Origin of the sequence: Okeania sp. SIO2B3 (assembly GCF_010672525.1) — a bacterium.
Classification (GTDB): domain Bacteria; phylum Cyanobacteriota; class Cyanobacteriia; order Cyanobacteriales; family Microcoleaceae; genus Okeania.
Genome location: NZ_JAAHGH010000017.1, coordinates 86,433 through 108,854, shown reverse-complemented (window position 1 = coordinate 108,854; position 22,422 = coordinate 86,433). Strand labels below are relative to the sequence as shown.

General features: G+C 34.3%; 18 protein-coding genes. 3 read left to right on the top strand and 15 right to left on the bottom strand.

Annotated elements, in window-relative coordinates:
* Window positions 1-658: 658 nt before the first annotated feature.
* The 4 genes from larE to fraC form a co-directional block, all read right to left on the bottom strand.
* A complete protein-coding gene (larE, locus tag F6K15_RS15980; RefSeq protein ID WP_293062332.1) occupies window positions 659-1,486 on the bottom strand; it encodes an ATP-dependent sacrificial sulfur transferase LarE in 828 nt (275 codons plus the stop codon).
* Between the two features lie 684 nt (window positions 1,487-2,170).
* Window positions 2,171-2,944: an ABC transporter permease gene (locus F6K15_RS15975; protein ID WP_293062328.1), complete on the bottom strand. Its 774-nt coding sequence runs from the start codon at window positions 2,942-2,944 to the stop codon at window positions 2,171-2,173.
* 41 nt (window positions 2,945-2,985) lie between these two features.
* Window positions 2,986-4,026, bottom strand: a complete 1,041-nt coding sequence (locus F6K15_RS15970) for a DUF5357 family protein (RefSeq protein WP_293062326.1) — start codon at window positions 4,024-4,026, stop codon at window positions 2,986-2,988.
* Window positions 4,023-4,526 carry a filament integrity protein FraC gene (gene fraC / locus F6K15_RS15965; RefSeq protein WP_293062324.1) on the bottom strand — a complete coding sequence of 168 codons (504 nt, stop codon included), beginning with the start codon at window positions 4,524-4,526 and terminating at the stop codon, window positions 4,023-4,025. Before fraC ends, F6K15_RS15970 begins: the two co-directional genes overlap by 4 nt.
* A gap of 983 nt (window positions 4,527-5,509) precedes the next feature.
* On the opposite strand from fraC, the gene F6K15_RS15960 reads away from it, so the two are divergent.
* Window positions 5,510-6,643: a cob(I)yrinic acid a,c-diamide adenosyltransferase gene (locus tag F6K15_RS15960; protein WP_293062322.1), complete on the top strand. Its 1,134-nt coding sequence runs from the start codon at window positions 5,510-5,512 to the stop codon at window positions 6,641-6,643.
* A 705-nt stretch (window positions 6,644-7,348) separates the two neighbouring features.
* On the opposite strand, the gene F6K15_RS15955 is transcribed toward F6K15_RS15960, so the two are convergent.
* On the bottom strand, window positions 7,349-7,774 hold the full coding sequence (locus tag F6K15_RS15955) for a hypothetical protein (protein ID WP_293062320.1): 426 nt from the start codon (window positions 7,772-7,774) through the stop codon (window positions 7,349-7,351).
* A gap of 384 nt (window positions 7,775-8,158) precedes the next feature.
* Complete coding sequence (locus F6K15_RS15950; RefSeq protein WP_293062318.1) at window positions 8,159-8,722, bottom strand: hypothetical protein; 564 nt, start codon at window positions 8,720-8,722, stop codon at window positions 8,159-8,161.
* Window positions 8,723-8,833: 111 nt separating this feature from the next.
* On the opposite strand from F6K15_RS15950, the gene rpsD reads away from it, so the two are divergent.
* The gene (gene rpsD / locus F6K15_RS15945; protein WP_293062316.1) at window positions 8,834-9,442 is read left to right on the top strand and encodes a 30S ribosomal protein S4; all 609 of its coding nucleotides are present in this window, start codon (window positions 8,834-8,836) and stop codon (window positions 9,440-9,442) included.
* A 230-nt stretch (window positions 9,443-9,672) separates the two neighbouring features.
* On the opposite strand, the gene moaA is transcribed toward rpsD, so the two are convergent.
* The 4 genes from moaA to F6K15_RS15925 form a co-directional block, all read right to left on the bottom strand.
* Window positions 9,673-10,659, bottom strand: a complete 987-nt coding sequence (gene moaA / locus F6K15_RS15940; protein ID WP_293062314.1) for a GTP 3',8-cyclase MoaA — start codon at window positions 10,657-10,659, stop codon at window positions 9,673-9,675.
* A 540-nt stretch (window positions 10,660-11,199) separates the two neighbouring features.
* A complete protein-coding gene (locus tag F6K15_RS15935; protein WP_293062312.1) occupies window positions 11,200-11,877 on the bottom strand; it encodes a hypothetical protein in 678 nt (225 codons plus the stop codon).
* A 150-nt stretch (window positions 11,878-12,027) separates the two neighbouring features.
* On the bottom strand, window positions 12,028-12,375 hold the full coding sequence (locus tag F6K15_RS15930; RefSeq protein WP_293062310.1) for a nucleotidyltransferase domain-containing protein: 348 nt from the start codon (window positions 12,373-12,375) through the stop codon (window positions 12,028-12,030).
* 309 nt (window positions 12,376-12,684) lie between these two features.
* The gene (locus F6K15_RS15925) at window positions 12,685-13,419 is read right to left on the bottom strand and encodes a hypothetical protein (RefSeq protein ID WP_293062308.1); all 735 of its coding nucleotides are present in this window, start codon (window positions 13,417-13,419) and stop codon (window positions 12,685-12,687) included.
* A gap of 3 nt (window positions 13,420-13,422) precedes the next feature.
* Here F6K15_RS15925 and F6K15_RS15920 point away from each other — a divergent pair, with 3 nt between their 5' ends.
* Window positions 13,423-13,545, top strand: a complete 123-nt coding sequence (locus F6K15_RS15920) for a hypothetical protein (protein ID WP_293062306.1) — start codon at window positions 13,423-13,425, stop codon at window positions 13,543-13,545.
* A gap of 172 nt (window positions 13,546-13,717) precedes the next feature.
* Here the strand turns inward: F6K15_RS15920 and F6K15_RS15915 are convergent, their stop codons facing one another.
* The 5 genes from F6K15_RS15915 to F6K15_RS15895 all read right to left on the bottom strand — a co-directional run bounded on the left by F6K15_RS15915 (window position 13,718) and on the right by F6K15_RS15895 (window position 22,284).
* Window positions 13,718-15,592, bottom strand: a complete 1,875-nt coding sequence (locus F6K15_RS15915) for a hypothetical protein (RefSeq protein WP_293062304.1) — start codon at window positions 15,590-15,592, stop codon at window positions 13,718-13,720.
* 789 nt (window positions 15,593-16,381) lie between these two features.
* Window positions 16,382-17,137, bottom strand: a complete 756-nt coding sequence (locus F6K15_RS15910) for a hypothetical protein (RefSeq protein ID WP_293062302.1) — start codon at window positions 17,135-17,137, stop codon at window positions 16,382-16,384.
* A 575-nt stretch (window positions 17,138-17,712) separates the two neighbouring features.
* Window positions 17,713-19,242, bottom strand: a complete 1,530-nt coding sequence (locus F6K15_RS15905) for a glycosyltransferase family 39 protein (protein ID WP_293062301.1) — start codon at window positions 19,240-19,242, stop codon at window positions 17,713-17,715.
* Window positions 19,199-20,725 carry a glycosyltransferase family 39 protein gene (locus F6K15_RS15900; protein WP_293062299.1) on the bottom strand — a complete coding sequence of 509 codons (1,527 nt, stop codon included), beginning with the start codon at window positions 20,723-20,725 and terminating at the stop codon, window positions 19,199-19,201. The genes F6K15_RS15905 and F6K15_RS15900 overlap by 44 nt, the downstream gene beginning before the upstream one ends.
* Window positions 20,726-20,871: 146 nt before the next feature.
* On the bottom strand, window positions 20,872-22,284 hold the full coding sequence (locus F6K15_RS15895; RefSeq protein WP_293062297.1) for an FG-GAP-like repeat-containing protein: 1,413 nt from the start codon (window positions 22,282-22,284) through the stop codon (window positions 20,872-20,874).
* Window positions 22,285-22,422: the final 138 nt, after the last annotated feature.

The following is a 22,422-nucleotide window of genomic DNA, read 5'->3' as shown; positions in this document are numbered from 1 at the left end:
ATTTGACTGTTGCGACATACGTAATAGAGAGAGGAAGTAGATATTTTTCCATGGCAGACTCTAAAGTTATGCGCTTCACAAAATGATTTGACTGTTGCGGCATACGTAATAGAGAGGAAGTAGATATTTTTCTACTACAGACTCTAAAGTTATGCGCTTCACAAAATGATTTGACTGTTGCGGCATTCGTAATAGAGGGAGGAAGTAGATATTTTTCTACTACAGACTCTAAAGTTATGCGCTTCACAAAATGATTTGACTGTTGCGGCATTCGTAATAGAGGGAGGAAGTAGATATTTTTCTACTACAGACTCTAAAGTTATGCGCTTCACAAAATGATTTGACTGTTGCGGCATACGTAATAGAGAGGAAGTAGATATTTTTCCATGGCAGACTCTAAAGTTATGTGCTTCACAAAATGATTTGACTGTTGCGACATACGTAATAGAGAGAGGAAGTAGATATTTTTCCATGGCAGACTCTAAAGTTATGCGCTTCACAAAATGATTTGACTGTTGCGGCATACGTAATAGAGAGGAAGTAGATATAGCAGTCTCTAAGACGCTTAGGAAATAAAGGGCAAACATAGTTTTGGCAGATCGAGGGTGGCAACTATATGCCTAATTATGGAAATAACTTAATTTCTAGGAAATCTACTTTAAACTTTTCCCCCCAATACCTCCGGCGACAAAACCTGATTTAACTTCCCACTCCGGTATCCTTCTAAATCTAAAGTGACATAAATAAACCCAAACTCTTTAAACCTTTCTACCAACTGAGGCAAATTTATTGTCAACACAAATTCTTTGATTTGTTCGGGTGGAAGTTCAATTCTGGCAGTATCTTTTTCCGAACGAACTCGTAAATTTTTTAATCCCAAATCTCGCAAATATCTTTCCCCACGACCAACTCTTTGTAACTTCTCAAAAGTAATTTCTTCCCCATAAGGAAAACGGGAACTTAAACAAGGTTGAGCTGGTTTATCCCACCAAGGCAAACCCAATTCTTTAGCAAGTTGTCTAACTTCAAACTTACTAATTCCTAATTCTGCTAAAGGCGATCTAGCTCCTCTTTCTTTTGCTGCTTGAATACCAGGACGATAATCTCGTAAATCATCTGAATTTACACCATCTACTACATAAGAATAACCCCGCTTTAAAGCTAAAGGTTTGAGAGTATCATGCAATTCACTTTTACAAAAGTAACAACGATTTATGGGATTAGAAGTATAATTAGGATTCTCCATTTCATTCGTTTCTACCTCTTCATGAGAAATACCAATTACTGCTGCTTGAATGCGAGCATCTTCTAAATCTTCAGGTAATAAAGAAGGAGAAATAGCAGTTATAGCTAAAGCTTTATCTCCCAAGACATCATAAGCGACTTTTGCTACTAAAGTACTATCTATTCCACCAGAGTAAGCAATCAAAGCTTTCTCCATTTCTGAAAATATTTTTTTCAGCTCTTTTAGTTTTTTTGTTAACATCATTTTCTCTATTTATTGATTTTTACTGTTGTTAATTTAATTCTTAGATTATAGCAATTATAGAAGGAAGAAGGAAGGAGGAAGATTGATATTATGTTTTTTAGATATTCTATAAGTCAAGAGTAGTAATGACAGTTGCTATAGGTGCTAGTAAAAAGCGGTGGAAATACAGCTACTATTTTTATTCAACACTCATTACTCAGTTTTTTGTATAACCTCAAAGTTTCCTCTAGTTAATTGACTTGAGAAAAACCAGATAAATTATTTTTTCTAATACCATTTTCAAATCCTGGTTACCCTAGTCAAATTTTGTGAGTAAATTCTCCATTCCCTACCATTGCTGAAATTAACTATTAGCTCAAACTTTCTCACCTACAACCTCAAAGTTTCCTCTAGTTAATTGACTTGAGAAAAACCAGATAAATTATTTTTTCTAATACCATTTTCAAATCCTGGTTACCCTAGTCAAATTTTGTGAGTAAATTCTCCATTCCCTACCATTTATGGAATCAACTATTAGCTCAAACTTTTTTATCGAAAAATCCTGGTCTAAAGCCTCCCCTTTTAAGGGGATAAAAAAAAAGAGAATTCCATATTTTCTTGCCTCGTTATTGCAGAGGTACTGATAACTGATAACTGATAACTGATAACTGAAATGACCTACAACCTAAAACCTTCTTAAATTTAAAACTCTCGTCTAGCAAAAATAGCGATAGTAATTGATAAAATCAACATTGTATAAAGCAAAGCATAACCAAAATTAGTAACTAAAGTAGCTATACTTGGCAGTAGACCATATACAGCATCATTTTTCAAATCTAACCTGCTTAAATCTGGTAATACTACATATAATCCCATCATTAACTTTTTAACTCCAGGATTATCACTTAACTCACCCAACTTAACCAAATCTCTACTTAAATTCCCCATTAAATAAATGCCAAATGTAAATAATGTAGCTAATAGAGAACTGGTAAATACACCAAACAAAATTGCTACAGCAGTCAGTAACGACAACTGAATAAATATAAATATTACTGCTACTAAAATACTACTTATAGGATATGAAACTCCACTTAAATTCAGAATTAATCCATATATTATTGTCATAGCCAACAATAAAACAGCCACAACTGTTGATAAACCAATATATTTACCAATAATTAATTCCGAACGACTTAATGGTTTAGCAATCAAAACATAAACAGTACGTTTTTCAATTTCTTTATTCACCAAAGCAGTGCCAATAAAAACCGTCACTATCAAACCTAAAACACTAATAACTGCCAACCCAAAATCTAAGATTATTTTATCCTCCGTACCTACAGATAATTCTGGAATTAATCTAATAGCAGCAATCATTAATAAAGCAAAAAAAACAATTAAATAAAGGACGCGATCGCGAATTACTTCCCAGAATACATTTTTAGAAATTTCAATAATTCTCCCCAAATTCATAAAGTATTTCCTTACCTCCTATTTCAAATTTTTTTCTATCTTTAAATCTTTTTCACATCTTCTTGTTGGTCTTCTGGGTTAACAGATTTCTTTTCTACAGCACCACATTCAACATTTCCAACTCTAATTGGTACTGCTTCATTTTGTGAAGTAGTACCAGAACTTCTTTGCCCTACTCTTTCTTCAATTTTACAATTTTTACTAAGATAATAACTTTCATCTTTTGCTGTAAGTCCTTCCCAAAATAATTGTAAATCTAACTGATATCCAGACTGATTAGCAACTATTGGCGTTTGTAACTTCCAGAAATCATCTTCTTTAACTTCAGATATTTCTTTAGTCACTTCATCTTTAATATTTTGCAGTTTAAACTTCATATTAGGTACTGATAAATCGACTCTTTGAGTTGCTAAATCATTGTTCAGTCTCTCTTCCATTAAATTCAGAATTTTTGTACCTCTATAATCATTTATTGAGGGCGTTATTAGTCGATAAACAAATGTACTTTTACTCAAATCATCTTCTCCCATAGTGGGATATTGTTGTACTATTCCCTGAATCATAAAGTATAATCCCAACCAACAACTAATCAAAAAATTGACCAAAATTAAAATGACAAAACTAGGCTTTGATAATACATCAACTTTTTGTTCTGTCGATTCTTCTGGAGTATTCAATACTAAAATTATCGCTGCTATACACACCGAAATTATTGGCCAAGACACTATAGCTACATACTTCAAATTGCTCTCTAATTTTTCATATAAAAGAAAGCAAATTAGCCCGGCTGTAATCCAGGGACTTAAACTGATACCTCCAAATAAAAATGGTTTCTGAGTTGTTAACCATCCGACAGCAAATGTTAAAAATAACCAGCTTAAAACAGAAATAAAATCAACTTCTACTTCCCTATTACTATCAACTTCAGCTACAACCAATGACACCAGTAATAACATTACGCTCAACAATAAAAATGTTTGCCAATGCCAAAACTTAGGAGGAAGTAATAAATCTATTAGATTCTTTAAAAAGTCAGTAATACCTTTAAACAAATCAGTAAAACTTTTCCAAATTTCTTTCATCTTAGTTCAAACCTCTGCAGAAATAAAATAAATACTATTGCTAAATGACTGCAAGTATGAGCCAATGTAATCACTAAAAACTTTGGCGTTCTTAATTCTCCTAATGCTCGTGATAGATTAATCATCTTACCACTATTTTTAGGCTTTTCATTCCATAAATTTTCACACAAATTAAAACCGACAAGCTTCACAATTAGAGAAATCAAAAAGCCAATAAATATGACAAATATGAATATCGGATAAATTGTGTCAATATTACCAAATAAAATATAAGCTACTACTTGTTTTTCCCACATATTTGGGACAATACTTACTACATAAAAAAAGGATATCCATCCTATACAAGTAGAAATTAAATTCATTACAGTTGCATACTGAACACTAACTTTTGGAATAAAATTAAGTCGGTATTGAAGAAAAAATGATTCAATGGCAATTACTAATAATAATATTAAAGAGCCAGAGACAATAGCCCTCAAAGGCAAAATAGTTAAGTTCATATAGCAATCCTATTTAAGTCGTAATATTTTGGTGGTGGTTAGGATTCAAGAGTCAGGAGTCAGATAGGGGATATTATATATAATAATTCAGGACTTATACCAGTTTTATATGAGGTTGCATAGAATGATGAAATTCATTAAATCGATCTATATTTATCTACGCTTACCTATGGTCAATTATGCTTTAAATATTATTCTATGCAGCTTCATTTCAATTTGGTATTACGCATAACTAACTCGTACTCTTTAAACCTACATTCCGCACGACAAAACGTAGCATAAATATACAAGTCAAAAGTCAAAAGTCAAAAGTCAGAAGTCAAAAGTCAGAAGTCAAAAGTCAGAAGAAAATTATAAAGGAAAAATTTCATCCTCCATCTCCAGGAGCTTAAGTAAATGAAACCACTATTGCGGATAGAGCAATAGAAGGAAAAATTTCATCCTCCATCTCCAGGAGCTTAAGTAAATGAAACCACTATTGCGGATAGAGCAATAGAAGGAAAAAATTCCATCCTCCACCTCCAGGAGCTTCAGCAAATGAAATCACTATTGCTATATCCGCAATAAAAGGAAAAATTTCATCCTCCATCTCCAGGAGCTTAAGTAAATGAAACCACTATTGCGGATAGAGCAATAGAAGGAAAAAATTCCATCCTCCACCTCCAGGAGCTTCAGCAAATGAAATCACTATTGCTATATCCGCAATAAAAGGAAAAAATTCCATCATCCATTATTTTCATTTTCTGAGAGCTAATGAAAAAAAATTGTCACGCCAAAGGATTTTCGGTTGCATCCTCACAAAAAGTGTGATAAGATAAAAACTATAATGGGTCACTCGCCTATAAACATGATTTTTTATTCAACTAAAAATAGTATTGTTTTTCAGGGATAGGGCGACCTTCCGCTTTTCTAAAGTCTGAAAAACTGTATATTACTTAATCACATAACCAAAATCAAAAATCACCAACTCCAAACAACTACCTATGAGAAGAAACGGCATTGGTATACGCACCGCACAAGCCATGTCAGAAAGAATTGTGGGACAAATCCATGTTTACGATGGCTCCAGCAAAGGTAAATCTCAAGCAGCATTAGGAGTGGTTTTACGTTCCATCGGTCTAGGGATACATTCTGACTCTCCAACTAGAGTATTACTACTGAGATTCCTCAAAGGACCTGACCGCTCTTATGATGAAGATGCTGCCATAGAAGCCTTACAGAAAGGCTTTCCTCATCTGATAGACCAAGTACGCACTGGCAGAAGTGAATATTTTGGCCAGAATGAAATTATTACATTTGACCGTCAAGAAGCCCAACGAGGTTGGGATGTGGCCAAAGGAGCGATCGCTTCTGACTTATACTCAGTTGTAGTCTTGGACGAACTAAATCCAGTTTTGGACTTAGGTCTATTACCAGTGGATGAGGTCATTCACACTATAAAGGATAAACCAGAACAGTTAGAAATTATTGCCACAGGTCGTGCAGCTCCTCCAGCATTGTTGGACATTGCCGACTTACATTCAGAAATGAAACCCCATCAACACCCAACTGCTCAAGCTCATGGTATTACAGGGATTGAAATTTATACAGGTGCTGGTAAGGGAAAGTCTACCAGTGCTTTGGGTAAAGCATTACAGGCCATAGGTAGGGGTATTAGTCAAGACCAATCTCATCGAGTCCTAATTATACAATGGCTCAAAGGAGGTATTGGTTATACAGAAGATGCAGCGATCGCCGCCTTACGTCAAAGCTATCCAAATTTAGTAGATCATCAACGTTGTGGTGGAGATGCTATTGTGTGGCGAGGACAACAAAAAGAAATAGATTTTGTCGAAGCAGAAAGGGGTTGGGAAATAGCTAGGGCGGCGATCGCTTCTGGTTTATATAAGACTATTATTTTAGATGAACTTAATCCTACTGTAGATTTAGAATTATTAGAAGTAGAGCCAATAGTTGAAGCTTTATTACGCAAGCCAAAAGATACGGAAGTAATTATTACTGGTCGTTGTCTTAATCCACCAGCATATTTTGATTTAGCTAGCGTTCATTCAGAGGTTTTCTGTCATAAACATTATGCTAATCATGGGGTGGAATTAAAACGTGGAGTTGATTTTTAAGGAATATAAAAAAGTCAGAATATAGGGAATAGGCAATAGGGAATAGGGAAGTAATAAAATGTTTTTAGCCATTATTTGTTTGTATGAAGTAAAAATATCTTATTAGTTATTTGCTTACTTCCTACTCCTTGCCTTCAAAAAGATGTAGCAAAAATGCGTAAATTTAGTATTAGATTTATACTTAAACAAGGGAATAGGGAATAGGGAAGTAATAAAATTTTTTCAGCAATTATTTGTATGCAGTAAAAATATCTTATTAGTTATTTGCTTACTTCCTACTCCTTGCCTTCAAAAAGATGTAGCAAAAATGCGTAAATTTAGTATTAGATTTATACTTAAACAACAGAAAAATACAATTTAAAAGAGGATTTAAACCTAAGCTGATAGCTGAAAACTGTTAGCTTAGAGCTAGTTATAGCGCTACGCAAATATGTTAGGACATCCCTCTATTCCCTGTTTCCTGTTCCCTATTCTCTTACAACTAAAATTTATTGTCCTAAGCAAAAGACATCTCCAATAATAAAAAATCAAATCAATTATCGCACTCTTATTTATCAATTCTTTCTCCCTGTTCCCTACTTCCTACTCCCTCTTTTCTGGAGATGCCTAAAAGACGTAATACTATAAAGTAAAAAATTAAAAAACTTCCAGCTTTAAGTAACTGGAAGTCCTACAGAAAATTATTTTTGTCCTATGACAATAAAATTATTTGACGAGATAAATTTCTTTTTCAGCTTGCTCAGATACAACTTCATTATCTTCTACTAAATCTAGCTCGCCACCAGGTGCTTCAGGATGCTGCTGAACAACTGTTTCTTCTGCTGGTACTTCCATAAACTCATTCCCAGCATCAACATCAGCTTCTGCTTTTCGAGTAATATAACGACTAGCAGAAAAAGCACCTAATCCCATTAAACCTACTGTACCAGCAGCAATACCAGCAATAGCAAAGTCAGACTTACCAGGAAAATTTTTGCTTAACCAAGAATTTAGTGAAACTAATGATGTTTTCGACATCGAATCTTGACCCTTGTTGCTGAAAATACAAGCTTCTGCGGTACTAGAAAAAAGTACACCACCAGCGATCGCTACAGTGGACAAAACACTGGCCATAATATGATGTTTTTTCATTGTTTTTCAGTAAAGTAGCTTTTGATTACAGGAATCTTAGCAGCACTTTTCAAAAGTTGCAACTAAGTAGGAGAGTGAGGGAGTGTTCAACAATTAATTATTAATTATTAATTAGAGTTTGCTTATGGAAAGTCTGTTGGTAGAGGTAGGAGACAGGAGACAGGAGAAATGGAAATTATAGAGGAGGTAGTCGTAAAAATTGTAAGAGTTATTTTTATGCCATAATCATCCCAAAATACTAAATTTTTGAGCTTTTTAGACCGAAAACAGGCGCACTTTTTAAAGGCAAAAAAAGGCTGAAACCAATATCATTCAATGCTTTGATATTTAATCAACAAGCCCTAATTATTAATTATTAATTATTAATTATTACCTCTTCCTTCTTCAATCTGGAGAAATATCGCTTATTTCTGCATCGGGATTGAGACAATTAGATAATAATTCTGCTGTAGTTAATCCAACATTAGCATTTAAACCAACCACACAAAAAGAAAAACGTTCGGGCAATAAACTCAGACGACAACTTTCTAAAATAGCAGCTTCATTAGAATTATCTGTAATTGATTCATTAATTGTTTCTACACAAGTTCCCAATTCATCAAATCTTCTGACTCGTTGACAATTAAATAGAATATCTTCTGCTGAAAGTTCTTCTGTTGTACTATCATAGATTTTTGTGACGCATCCTGATAAACCCCTGGGTTTGAGAGCTGCACCACAAGCATTAGCTACTTCTGTCTCAGATAAACCCACACTTAGCAATTCTTCAGAGCAAATTTTAAAAGATTTTTTATTTGCTTGAGCTGTTGCTAATTCCGGATTAACTATCAACAGGCCATAACTAAAAACTCCTAATAAGTAAATCCAGCGCCAATGAAAAAATTTAATAGATAGAGGAAACTTCTTAAGGAATAAATTAGAAAAGTTAATGTTAAAAATATTAGGCATAATAAATAAATCAATAGGTTTATTGCTAAAGAAAGGCAAATTGACAAAGTAACCTTTAAGTAGTATATAATATAGGATTGTGGTTAAATTTGATGTTAATGAGGAAATTATATGTCTAGATATAGAGGCCCACGCTTAAGAATAGCGCGTCGTCTCGGTGACTTACCAGGACTAACTCGTAAAAGTCCCAGACGTGCTTATCCCCCTGGTCAACATGGTCAAAATCGGAGAAAGCGCTCAGAGTATGCAATTCGACTAGAAGAGAAGCAAAAATTACTTTATAATTATGGTCTTCGCGAACGACAACTCCTACGTTATGTAAAAAAAGCTCGTCGTGCAGCAGGTTCCACAGGACAAGTATTATTGCAACTATTAGAAATGCGTTTGGATAATACTGTATTTCGTTTAGGAATGGCACCAACTATTCCCTCAGCACGACAGCTAGTTAATCATGGTCATGTAACAGTAAATGGTAAAGTTGTTAGTATTGCTAGTTATCAGTGTAAACCAGGAGAGGTAATTGGCGTTAAGCAAAAAGACGCTTCTAAGGAATTGGTAAAAACTAATCTTCAATATCCTGGTTTAGCTAATATTCCTAGCCATCTAGAATTTGATAAAGATAAACTTGTTGGTAAGGTTAATAGTATTGTGGAACGCGAGTGGGTAGCACTTCAAATTAACGAACTATTAGTTGTGGAATATTATTCCAGACAAGCATAAAGATTTTTGTTTTTTATCTGATTTGATTCGCTCCACTAAACCCCGTCTAGTCTATTCGATTTTTAGGCGGGGTTAACAAATTCAGAACTAAGAAGTCAGAAGGCAAAAGTCATAAGGCAGAAGGCAGAAGGAAAAATTGCTTATTACAATCAACGATCAGCCATTTCGTGTCTTATAACCCCAAACAATTTTAAGCTCCCCCGTTGATAACTGATAACTGATAACTGATTTCAGCCACCAATTTGTGACATAGTTCGACCATAACTTCCAGTAGTGCCAGACTCTCTTTGCTTAAAATTAATTTCTGGTTTAATACCCAATAAATATTCTACCTGCTGCCGTAACTCCTCAACAGAAACCCCACTACGCAGGCCATTTTTTAAATCTATTTGACCCATTTCATTCAAAAGGCAAGGTCTTAACCATCCATCCGCTGAGAGACGCATTCTATTACAGCGATCGCAAAAACATTCTGACATTTGACTAATAAATCCCAATGTCCCTTTTGCTCCAGGAATCTGAAATACATCGGCAGGCCCATTTCCTTTGACTGAAGATTCTGTCAACCCCCATCGTTTCCTAATTTTTTGCCGTAATTCTTCTGAAGATATCCAACCTCGGTCGTCAAATAATTTATCATTACCGATAGGCATAAATTCAATAAATCTAACGTGCCAATTACGGTCAATAGTTAAAGAGGCCAAATCTAAAACTTCATGGTCGTTAACCCCAGGAATTACCACTACATTTATTTTTAAAGGGTCAAAACCTACATCATAAGCAGCTTGAATGCCATTCCAAACCAGTTGCCAACGACTACGACCCCGATTACCAATAATTATATTAAAAGTATCTGAATCTAGAGAATCTAAACTAATATTAACTCTTCTCAAGCCAGCTTTATATAAATCTTTTGCCATACCCGCCAACAAAAATCCATTGGTGGTCATTGATAGGTCTTGGGTCTCTGGGAAAGAGGCGATCGCTTTTACCAAATCTATCACACCAGGACGTAATAAAGGCTCGCCTCCTGTTAACCGAAACCGAGTAAAACCTACAGGAATAAAAATATCTTTTAGTAGAGTTAGTAATTCATTATGAGTCAATAAGTTTTGTTGTAATACATAGTTAATTTCTGCACCTTCTGGCATACAATATTGACACCTAAAATTGCAACGATCTATCAGACTAATTCTTAAATAATCAACTTTATTCATGTTAAAAATATTCTATGTAATACAATTTGATATTATACTGAATAGCTAAGTATTTACCAGTTATGGAATTTTTTTGACGATTTTTATTTTGATAAAGGTTAGTAGTTTAATTTTTTTTATTAGTCAATATTTACGACATAATGCTGATTTAACAGTGGTCTACTTTTTGATTTTTTTTCTAGCTGTTTACTTGAAGAAGTTAGTTACTGTATTTGATCGACATGAAAATTTTTATATCATTATGGAGAAGATGGATGGTTTATTTTCAGGAAAAATCTTGTATTAGTTATTGCAATCACACAGAGTTAGGTAAGTTTATATAGTATCTTAATTTTTCAGCAAACTCTAATTAGCCATAAATTCTGTATTATTGTTAAATTTATGAATATCTTTACTTAATATTAAATGTCCGATACTTAAATTTTATGATTCACCAATAAAAAGCTTGAATTATCAAATTAATCTAATTTTAAATATAGCAAATAACGAGTTAGTTAAGACTTATGCAGATAACGAAGTAACAGCAGGGAAATGTTTTTACTACTGTTGCCTGTTGCCTGTTGCCTGTTGCCTGCCATAACATAGAAGCGCATAAATAAAGACAACAACTCCTAACATCTCAAGAAATTCTTCAATAGTTACCAATATTTCATAAAAAAAGTTATTAGTATCATATAAATAAGCGTAATATCCACCAACCATTTCCATGCCAATTCCACCTCCAACATAAAATATTCCAGCCAGAAAAAATAGATATTTTATTTTGCGAGGCAGAGATTGAAGAAACTTTAGATAAATAAATAGAACAGTTATAACTAATATTAATCCTGGAATTACCCAAGTGTAATAAAATATTCCAGTCGCATTCAGCATATCTCGCAAAGGATGAATTAATTGTTCGTGCAAGCTAATTGTTTCATCAAGTCCTAGATAGAAAAATATGACAGATAGACCTATCCACTTCCAAAGATATTTATCCTTCTGTTGCCATTTTTTATGAGAAATTATTCCCAGAATGACACAGGAAAAAAATAAACTAAAAGATGAAAATAATGAAGGAATAGTATATTCTCCATCTACATTAAATTTATCAATCAATTCGGTAGAATTAGAGAAACCATAATATTGAAAAAACTGCCCGGTAATACTGGCAATAGTTAAGCCTATAACAATAAATATCAGAAATATAATGGTTTTTTTTGGAGATAAATAAATCATATTAAAGTTACTAATTTAGGAGCGTAAAATTTTGGCGACATAATCTAAATTTTGTAACGCCCCGTTCACCAGTAGCTAGACAAGGGGATTTTTAGGAGTTACTCGTGCCAAAATATAGCATGAAATTCTCAATCTTTTATTACTGCTAACTTAAAGAATCTGCTCTCGATTATCATAAATAAGTTCCATTTTTGAGAATTCATTTTCCGAGCAAATAGTAAAATCAATTTTTATTTCACTTCCTTGAAAAGATTTATTTATTTCATTTTTTATAAGTTCAATTCCACTCATTGTATTCTTGTCAGGATAAACTAATATTATATCTATGTCATTAAATATTTTCTGCCTAAGATAAGAACCGAAAAGATAAACTTTACAATTACATTTAAGAATTTCACTTTTTTTCAATGCAGATGATAATCTACTTATCCTGCTTGCTTTCTCATCCTTAAGCAAATAGTTAAAATATTTTTCCCCTTGATAACGAATTTCTCCCATGAATTCTCTGAGCATAAAAAGACCAATATTACTATTGATACATTCTTTTTTAGCACTTATATAATAATTAGGGTTTGCTTATGGAAAGTCTTTTTGCTGGGGTAGGAGACAGGAGACAGGAGACAGGAGACAGGAGAAATGGGAATTATAGAGAAGGTAGTCGGAAAAATAGTCCCAAGATTGTTCTGCCATAATCGTTCCAAAATACTAGCATGCATCAACTTTTTCCACCGAAAAACTGACACTTTTTTAGACAAAAAAATGCTACAACCAATATAAGTCAATGCTTTTAGATTTAATCAGCAAGCCCTAATTAGAATAAGGATTAGAGCAAATAATAGCGTCTATATTTGGATCGACTGATTGAATCTTTTCAAGTGTATATTCAGTAAAGTAATAGGTATTAGTAACAAATACTTTTAGTTCCCTTTCATCACTTAAAATAACTTTGAATATTGCCCTATTTAAAGCATTCATTTCTTTTATAAATGAATGATTTGTTAAATACTCATTTATATATTTGGAGATGGTATTTTTTCTGTACTCTATTTCCTCTGCCCCTCTAAATTCTAAATCTTGCGTTTGTATTCCTAATTTATTTTTCACAAAATGATCGAACTCTCGTGGAAAAAGTTTGTAATCGTTTACCTTCTCTTCAAAAAGACAATTTTCTTGGAAAGAATCCGCATGAATTTTATATTCAAGCATTTGTCTATAAAGCTCCCAAGGATATTTAAAATTGCGTTTATTCCCTTCAATTAAATCAATAATTTTTTGATTATTAGGTAAAATTGTGTCAAGACATCTTCTCTTCCATACTTTTTTTACATCACCTGAATTTCCTTTTGTTGCCTGTTCTGAAAATGGACCATATTCCTCAAAAATAGACCTATTTTCTTCTAAAATATCATTTACTTCTCTCAAAATCTCATTTTCATCAGTGGTTACCAGAGTCTTAAAAAGTGCTTGGATTTTACTAGAGTGTTGCTCTTTCCATTCGCAGATTTTTTCGACTGAATATTTATCCTCAAGTTCATCTATCATCTTATGACAATCAAGACATTAATTTTAGGTAGAGAACTAGAAGATTTGCGACAATTGAAAGTTTCTAGATCGCTTCCCTCTACTTTCAAATTAACTGCCCATAAATCTAGAGGTCGTGGTGTTTGAGATAGGAATTTAGCTAAATCCCTTCGTTCAAAAGTTTATAACCAATAAACCTAACAATCAGTTTACCTTTTAGCGTTAGTTTTAATGGATAATTTGGCAGAAAAATATAGTATTTGAAAAAGCATATATTAATCTTTTAACCCACTTTTCTATCCGACAAAAAAATCAAATTTTAACGGCAATGATACAACTTATAACGATAACCATTAATTTTAGGTAGAGAATTAGAATATTTCCGACAATTGAAAGTTTCTAGATCGCTTCCCTCTACTTTCAAATTAACTGCCCATAAATCTAGAGGTCGTGGTGTTTGAGAGAGTAATTTAGTCAAAGCTGAATCAGAAGTTAATCTTTGCTCTTGTTGTCTTTTCATTAATAAAAATTGAGGTTGAAAAAAGTCAGAGATATTGATTTTCTCTTCTTGACGTTTAAATTCCAGACCAAGTGCAATTAAAGCCCGAATTTCAGCATGAGTTTGATAAGTTGTAGCAATTAAAGACGGAATTTTAGACTGTGTTTTAATTGCCTCAACTAAAAGGTCTGCACGGCGTGACTTTTGATAACCATAATTACTAACCACCGTTAACCCACCGCATAAACCAATTAACAAAACAACAAGCACAACTCTTTTATTAATCAGTTTTAAATTTGCCAAAATTAAATCTTTTTTCGTTGCCCCCTCCCCTTTTATTTTCCCACTTCCCAACTTCTGTAAAAAATCTCTTAACTGGAAAACTTGAAAACCTTTATCTTTCCCAGAAAAAACATTTTCCACCTCCGACCGATCTTCCAAATTATCCCAACACTTTCCCAATATTGCAGCTAATAAAATAATGACAATAGGAAAATAAACAAAATGATAACGAGCAGCAAGAGATAAATCTTTACCCATACCGTAAATAATAAGTAAAAATAAAGCGATCGCTCCTACAAAAAAACCGACAAAAACCTGAAAAGAAAAGCGGTTATCAATATCATTCATCTGTGCTTTTCCACCTTGCCATAAACCAGGAGCAACCCAAACCAACACAACCAAAAGTGCCACTCCAGACAAAATAGTTACAAATAAACTTGTCCCTTCAATGGGTAAAAGCCATACCATTGTCAATACCCAACCCAACAAACGAGGGATAGGATGCCAAATTTCATCAAGCTCAAAGCTAGTTGATATCCAGTCAGTCAGTTGACTATTGCCAATACTACCCATAATAGGCAACCAAACCAAACCAGCAATAAACGTTCCCAGAGCAACAAAATAAATTCGCCACCAATAGCGTTGAAATAGGTTTTGAATATCTCTTAACCAAAACCAAGCAATAACTAATCCCTCCACAGTCAACGCCAAGGCAAAAAAATAGTGAGTGGAAATTCCCAAACTATTAATTATAACCCAAAGAAAGCCCAGCCATATCGGAAATATCTTGCGTTTTTGAAGATAGGGTATTATTGCTGTCAAACAAGTTACAGAAGCAATAATCCATAAAATTGTTAAAGTATAATGACGAGATTCTTGGGCCAGGTATATCCCATAAGGAGAAATAGCCATCAATGCTGCTGCTATATGACCTATTAATGGAGAAAAGGCCAACCAACCCAAGCCAAAAATTGCCGGAATAGTAATTACACCAAAAATAGCACTGAGCGATCGCCCCATCCACAGAGAAACCAATTCTCCGTCAGTGCTGAATAAGTTAAACCACAAATGATTTAGTACAAAATAGAGTGGAGGATGATTATCCTCACCCAGTAGATGATGAATGACATCGATAGGAGTAGAAGTTGACTCAAATTGTAAAGGTGACAGTAATTGATCTAGACTAATAACTCGATCTAAAGGTAGGTCAAAAAAGCTATGACCCAGACTATAACCCAATGTAGCAATTTCGATAGATGAGGCAGACTTGTCAGCTAAGTTTGTCCAACGCAGGGCAATACCTAGAAATATCCAACTACATAGCAATATTAGATGTAGCCATTTCTGATGATTTTGGTTAACTTGATCGTTTCTCATTCTTTTGAGTAAATCTTTGTGATACTCCTGAGTCAAATTTTTCAGTATCGGTTCATACTTTTTCTACAATAAACATCTCCGAAAAAGATATAGATTTTTTGCAGGAGTAGGCAACAGGCAACAGGCAACAGGCAACAGGCAACAGGTAAGATATTTTTACGCGCAAAGGCGTGAAAAAGGATTTTTTAGGGTAAATTTTTCGTATCCTTAGCCTGCTCTAATTAAAATACTTATTTTCTGGAGATGTCTAATTTATAGCAGAAGGAAGAAGGAAGAATTCAATAATGGATAATTGATAATGGATAATTAATAATTACCTCTTCCTTTTAGGGAGAGAATTGAATAAAAGGAAAATTTTTTCTTGTTTCTCCTTTAAAGGAGAGTATTTTTACCTTAATTATTCGGTAAAAGCTTTACATTGTCTAAGTTTTAAACTTTTGAACTGTCAAACACCTTTCCTTCGACTGTTATACACACAATTAATTATATATTTTGAACTGATATATTACCTTTAAATACATCACTTTCTTAGCTATTATTTTGTAAGCATTCAGCCATCAGCTATCAGCTATCAGCTATTTATGAGAGTAGGAAAAGTCAAAGTAATTGAAAAATTGAGAGAGAATTAAAAGTTATTGCCAAGGTACACTTATTCAATGGTACACTCCTTCAATCTGAGAAGGAATTATTCATTATTTGCTGTTTGCGTAGCATCCCACAGGGAAGTGCTGACTGATTACATTATTTTTTCATACATCCTAAGATATGAGTTAATTATTAATTATTAATTATTAATAATTAATAATTAATTATTTAACATATTCATCAATTTTTTGTAGGTGCTAAACAAGTATACATATTATTCTTTGATCCAATTACTGATTTAACTTGAAAAATATATTTATTAATCACTTTTTCTACTTCAATTTTTACATAATCAGACATAGAAGATAACCATCCATCAATATCAATGTACATCCACTTTTTATTAGCCTTATTATTAACAGCAAAATCAAGTAAACGACTCATATTTGCTGAACCTGCTGTTTCACTAACTTCTTTCATCATAAAGTAAGTTAAACCGTAAAAAGGTTCATAACCTTGTTGAAAATATGCTTCCCAACCACTCCAATCTAAGTTATCACGAGTTAACACTTTCTCAGCAAAAACAGTAGCCATACCTTCTGCATAACAATCAAGTAATTTTGCATTTAATAAGTGAAATATTTCATGACCTAATTGTCCACGAAAAGCATATTCAGAGGGTTTATGACTTAAATAGATAGTAAATTCGCCTTGATTCGCATTATCGAGTGAAGCTAAAGGTGTTGTGTGTAAGCGTAAATTTACTTTTTTTACTGCTATTCTTGGCTCGCCGTAGAGTTGTTTACTATAATTCAAACCTGATTTAATAAAAGAATAAATACTAGCATTATTTAAACTATCATCTAAGGCATTAACTTCTGGTGATGAAATAAATTGAGCAGAAACTTTCTGCAGTTTTAAATTAGGAATATAGAGAAAAATTAGCAATGAAATAAATATAGTAAATAATAGCTTATATCTGATAAATCTTAGCATAATTTGTCTCAAACATTAACACAGATTAACTTTTTAATTTCGCTAATTAAATTAATATTGATATTGATGAAATTAAAAAATTATGTGGCTATTTCCCAACTTTGATGTCGGCAAGGGGTCTCCCGTTATACGAATGTTAACGGGAGGGGAATTGCCGACCAACAAATAAACCGCGTAGCGTCCACTTAGTTTCTTGCATTGTGTACTTCTTTGTGTTATTCTGATTCTATCAGGAGTAGCGGTAATACGCACCTGATAACAGCACATAGAAAACGACATAGAGTATGGGGTTCAATTCAGAAGTTAAGCGTCAACCCGTGAAAAGGTAAAACTCTTGAGGGAACTTTCTGGAGTACAGAATTGTCTAGTACAAAAAGGCGGTGGGTCTTATCGTCTCTGTCTGTGGAGGGTTAAGTGGTTGCACTCCCTGTGTTCGCGCAGCGTTGCGCCAGCAAAACAGAAAGCCCACGTCCGTGAGGTTGGGAAGCCTACATCATAATCTTTGATTTGATGTAGGAAAACGTCACAAACAAGCATTAATTAGAGAAATAGCCCAGAAAAAAATCAACTTGATATCACTTTCTCTGTGTCTCAGAAGTATGGGGTGTAAGTAAGAAAAGTTCAACTGTCCCTCTGGCATAAATTTTGTAAAGTTGTTCCACCTTAAACTCTTTTTCAATCCCAGATAGTAGAGTTGATGATGGATTAGCAAATACTAACAACAGGCGCGACTGAGTTTTTGGTAAACTTTCAACCCAACTTTCTATAGCTTGGGGATCATCTTGAGGTTGTTCTGACCTTACTTCAATAGTTGCAGAACCACTATAATAATGATTGAGCGCTCTGGGAATTACTTCCCTAGCACTCCAAACAATTATATCCCCAGACTTTTCATTAGTTTGAATCAATTGGACAATACCCCGCCAATCTTCTCGATCTAATACACTGTAGTAACGCTTCACCCCTCCAGCAATAGCAACAAAATATATGAGGGCGATCGCCACTGCCGGGATTCGCCACCGATGCCAAACCATCATAAACCCTGCTGCCAAGATAATAAAAATATAGGGAGCAGTAAACATAAGGTAACGATCTACCCACAAAGAACGAGAAATTTGAGAAACCAAGAATATTGGAATTAAGGGTAAAAATCCCCAGGCGGCAGCCCAACCTAGTTTATATGAATTTCGTTTCTTAAACAGGGCTAAACCTATTAAACTAGCCACTATTACGGAGTAGAGATTATAAAACCAGAAAATTACCTTTGAATTAGGTTTACCAAACGGCCAAGCAGTAAAACTACCTGGTTGTAGTAGTACATTAATTATAGTGGGGGCAGATTTTAATTTAACTTGTACATTTTCTACATCTGTTTCTATACCTGGGTCTACTGTCCCTGTGAATCCTCCCATAAATTTAGCTGAATTAAGAGCTACAGTTATGACCCAAGGAAACCATAATATACCAACAGCAATCAGTCCGGCACCAAAACTCAATAACACGTGCTTTTCTTTACGAAATCTCCAAACGAATAACACCGTGTCTGGCAGTAATAAAAGTAAATTTAGTGGAGTACAGAGAATAGCTAACCATCGAGCTATCGCCCAACCACCAATAGAAAACTTATTGGGAGATTCTAAAGCAGAAGTTAAAGCTAGAGTACCAAGTAATCCAAAGAAGATGCTAATTCCATACATTCGCACCTCTTGAGCATGATGGATAAACAAAGGAGACACAGCCATAAGTAGAGCAGAAATTAAACCTACAGGTTTGTTTACTAAACGACATCCAAGTCGATAAACTAAGAAAACACTAACCACAGTAAAAACAGCGGATAACCCCCGCAACCAACTATCGCTGTATCCAAAGAGCATCCAACCCCTGAGAAGGATATAAGAGACAGGACGTGGAACAAAAATATAGTCTTTTAGATATTTGGCACGATATACGCTGAGGAGTTCATCTTTCCAAAGGCTTTCTGTACCAATTTGATAAATATATAATCCAGCAGCTAATAATAGGATTAAGACAATAGGAATTATCTGCCACAATAAATCTGATTTAGATTGACTTTTTGTTAGATTCGAGATTTTTTCTTTCATCATATCTTTTCCGAGGTATAACTAAAAGAACATCTGCTTGATCGCTTGTTTTATGTTGTTGTTGCTTCATTTGAATCTCAAATTGTTTTTCAATAGCAGATAAAATGCTTGGTGAAAGGTCTAACACTAACCAAATGCGAGATTGAGTTTTTGGTAAACTTTGAATCCAACTTTCTAAAGCTTGAGGATCTTCTAGATCGCTTCGGTTTTTGTGCATAATATTTGCAGAGCCCCGATAATAATGATTTATTGCTATCTCAATCCTCCGAGTACCAGCCCAAACAAATAGATCTCCAGGTTGTTCATTAGTTTGAATTAGTTGGAAAACATCCCGCCAATTTCCTCGATCTTGTATTGCGTAGTAGCGCTTTAATACCCCGCCTACAGCAACAAAATAGATGAGAGCGATCGCCACTGCTCCTATTTTCCAGCGACGCCAAACTGCTAGAAAACCTACTGCCAAAACAATAAAAGTATAGGGAGCAGTAAACATTAGATAACGATTTACCCAAAGGGAGCGCGAAATATGGGAAAACACGAAGATTGGAATTAAAGGTAAAAATCCCCAGGCAGCAGCCCAACCAATTTTCTGTTCATTTCGTTTTTCAAAAATTGCTAAACCTATAAGAGAGACTGTTATAACTGAGTAAAAAATATAAAAACCATAAATTAAGTTTGAAGCTGGTCGTCTCGAGTGATACCAAGTAGTAAATTTAGTAACTTGGAATAGCACTGTAAATAGACCCGGAGCTGGGTGTTTAAACTTGCTAACTAAACTTGGGTCTACTGTATCAACTTGTCTAACTCCTCCTACAAAACTCAATGAATTTATAGCTACACGTACAAACCAAGGAGACCACAAGAGAAAAATTGCTATCAATCCTATACCAAAACTTAATAATTCCCGTTTTTCTTTACGAAATCTCCAAGCAAATAACACTGTATCTGGTAGTAATAAAAGTAAATTTAGTGGGGTAGAGATAATAGCTAACCATCGAGCGATCGCCCAACCACCAATAGAAAATTTATTCGGAGATTCTAAAGCAGAAGCTAAAGCTAAAGTACCAAGTAATCCAAAAAAAGTACTAGGTCCATACATTCGCACTTCTTGAGCATGATTAATAAACAGAGGCGACAAAGTTAGGAGCAGGGCTGAAATTAAACCAACAGGTTTACTTACCAGACGACACCCAAGTTGATAAATTAAAAATACACTACCCAGAGTAAAAATAACGCATAAGCCCCGTAACCAACTATCACTCTCACCAAACATCATCCAAACACTTAGGAGTGTATGGTAGAGAGGACGTGGACCGAAAAAACTATCTTTGAGATTTTTAGCGCGATGTACACTAATTAGTTCATCTCGCCAAAGGCTTTCTTCACCAAGGTCGTACAGATATAATCCAGTAGCCAATAATAGAATTAAAACAATTGGCATCCATTGTTGCCAGTGAAATTTTTCTTTGTGAGTAGTTGTATTCATATACGTTTATAAGAATTAAGGCGTTGCTGAATCAAGGCATAAAAATAAAAACTGAATAATTTCAAGTATTTGTTACTCAATAGATTTAGCAATTATCAACAAATACAAATCATACCCACCCATCAGCAACACCAGAATTAAGGAACTTATGGACTATAATAATTCCATGTCATTTTACTACGGCGGTAGTGATTTTGAGACCATAATCTAGGATGATTAGGATTAGGATTTGGTTCGGGGTTACTATAAATGTGCAACTTATTTCCATTGAGAACAATCAACTCCTCTCGCCAGTCTCCAGAGACATCAGCTACATATAGGCGATCAGCTTTTTCTTTAAACCTGTAGAGAAATTCCCCAGTCAAAGGATCGAAAATTGCCACATCTCCTGATTCATGGCGCTCTTTGGCAGCAGCTAACTGTTTTTCTTCTCCTGTCCAATCTATGGTAAATATAACTTCTACTCCTTTGTCTGTCCAACCTCTAGGTGCAACATTGTCCATTTCATAGTAGGCCATGAGTTGACCTTGGGCATCAAATACAAAAGGTTTCTGATGTTCGGGATAACGACTGCGAGACCATATTTCTAACCCCGGTCGATTGGGGTCAAAGTTCCCAATAGCACCATTTTGAGGTTCTTGATTTTTGTAGTGAGTTTCCCAGATTAAGCGATCGCTATTAAATAGAAAAACTCGATTATCAATGCGTTCTTCCAAAGCCACTACTTCTAATCCAGGAATATCTGGACGCACATCAGCAACAAATATGGAATCAATATGAGCTTTAGGTTTGAGAGGAATTTTAACCAGTATCTCTCCATCTGGTGAAATCAGAGTCCCACCCAAAACTTCATCTTTGCCATCTCCATTCAAGTCTGCCACTCGTGCCCCATTATGAGCATTGGCAACAAAGTCATCTCTCGTCCATAGAGGTTGGGGGTCTTCTTTTTTCAGCAACTCATCTATTGCGTAGGCGGCTAAAAAGCGTCCCATGCGATATCCTTCTGAATTTGTAGTCTGTAGTAATAAATCCCGATCGCCTTGGCCACGAAAATTAGTAATTACTAGATGTTCCCACCTTTGTGTTCCTTCTGGTGATTTAATAGTAATGGTTTTCTTAGTTTTTCCACTTTCACCCTCAACAATATGAAGAGTATTATCTATAGTTAAAAATAACACTTCTGTTTTACCATCTCCATCTACATCACCAGCTTGTATTCCAGGTGCATGTGCTCCTGGTAATCCTCGACTTTCAGACTTGTTGGTAATTTGGATGTTAATTTCCTTGCTCCAGAGTTGTTTCCCACTTAGATCATAAGTTACAATTTTACCTACTTTCGTTACCAAAAAATCTGCTTTTCCATCATCATTAATATCTGCTGTAATTAAACCTCCTCGTCTCTGATATTCTTTTGGTATGTCTAGTTGGATAGTTCGATATTCAATGGTAGAAGGGACACCTTTTTGATTAAATTTAGCAATCCCTGCTCCAGCCAAACCAATTAAAAAAATAAATAGCAATCCAATTTTATACTTGTTGAAAAATTTTTTTGTATTCACTTTAAATCCTAGATTTTGCATACTTTTTATCTACGAACAAATCAAATATGCTGGGAGTAATCAACTTTTAGAAAAGGATTAAAAATAAGAATCTATTGAATCTATAACATCTATCAAAGACTATAATTAATTCAATAA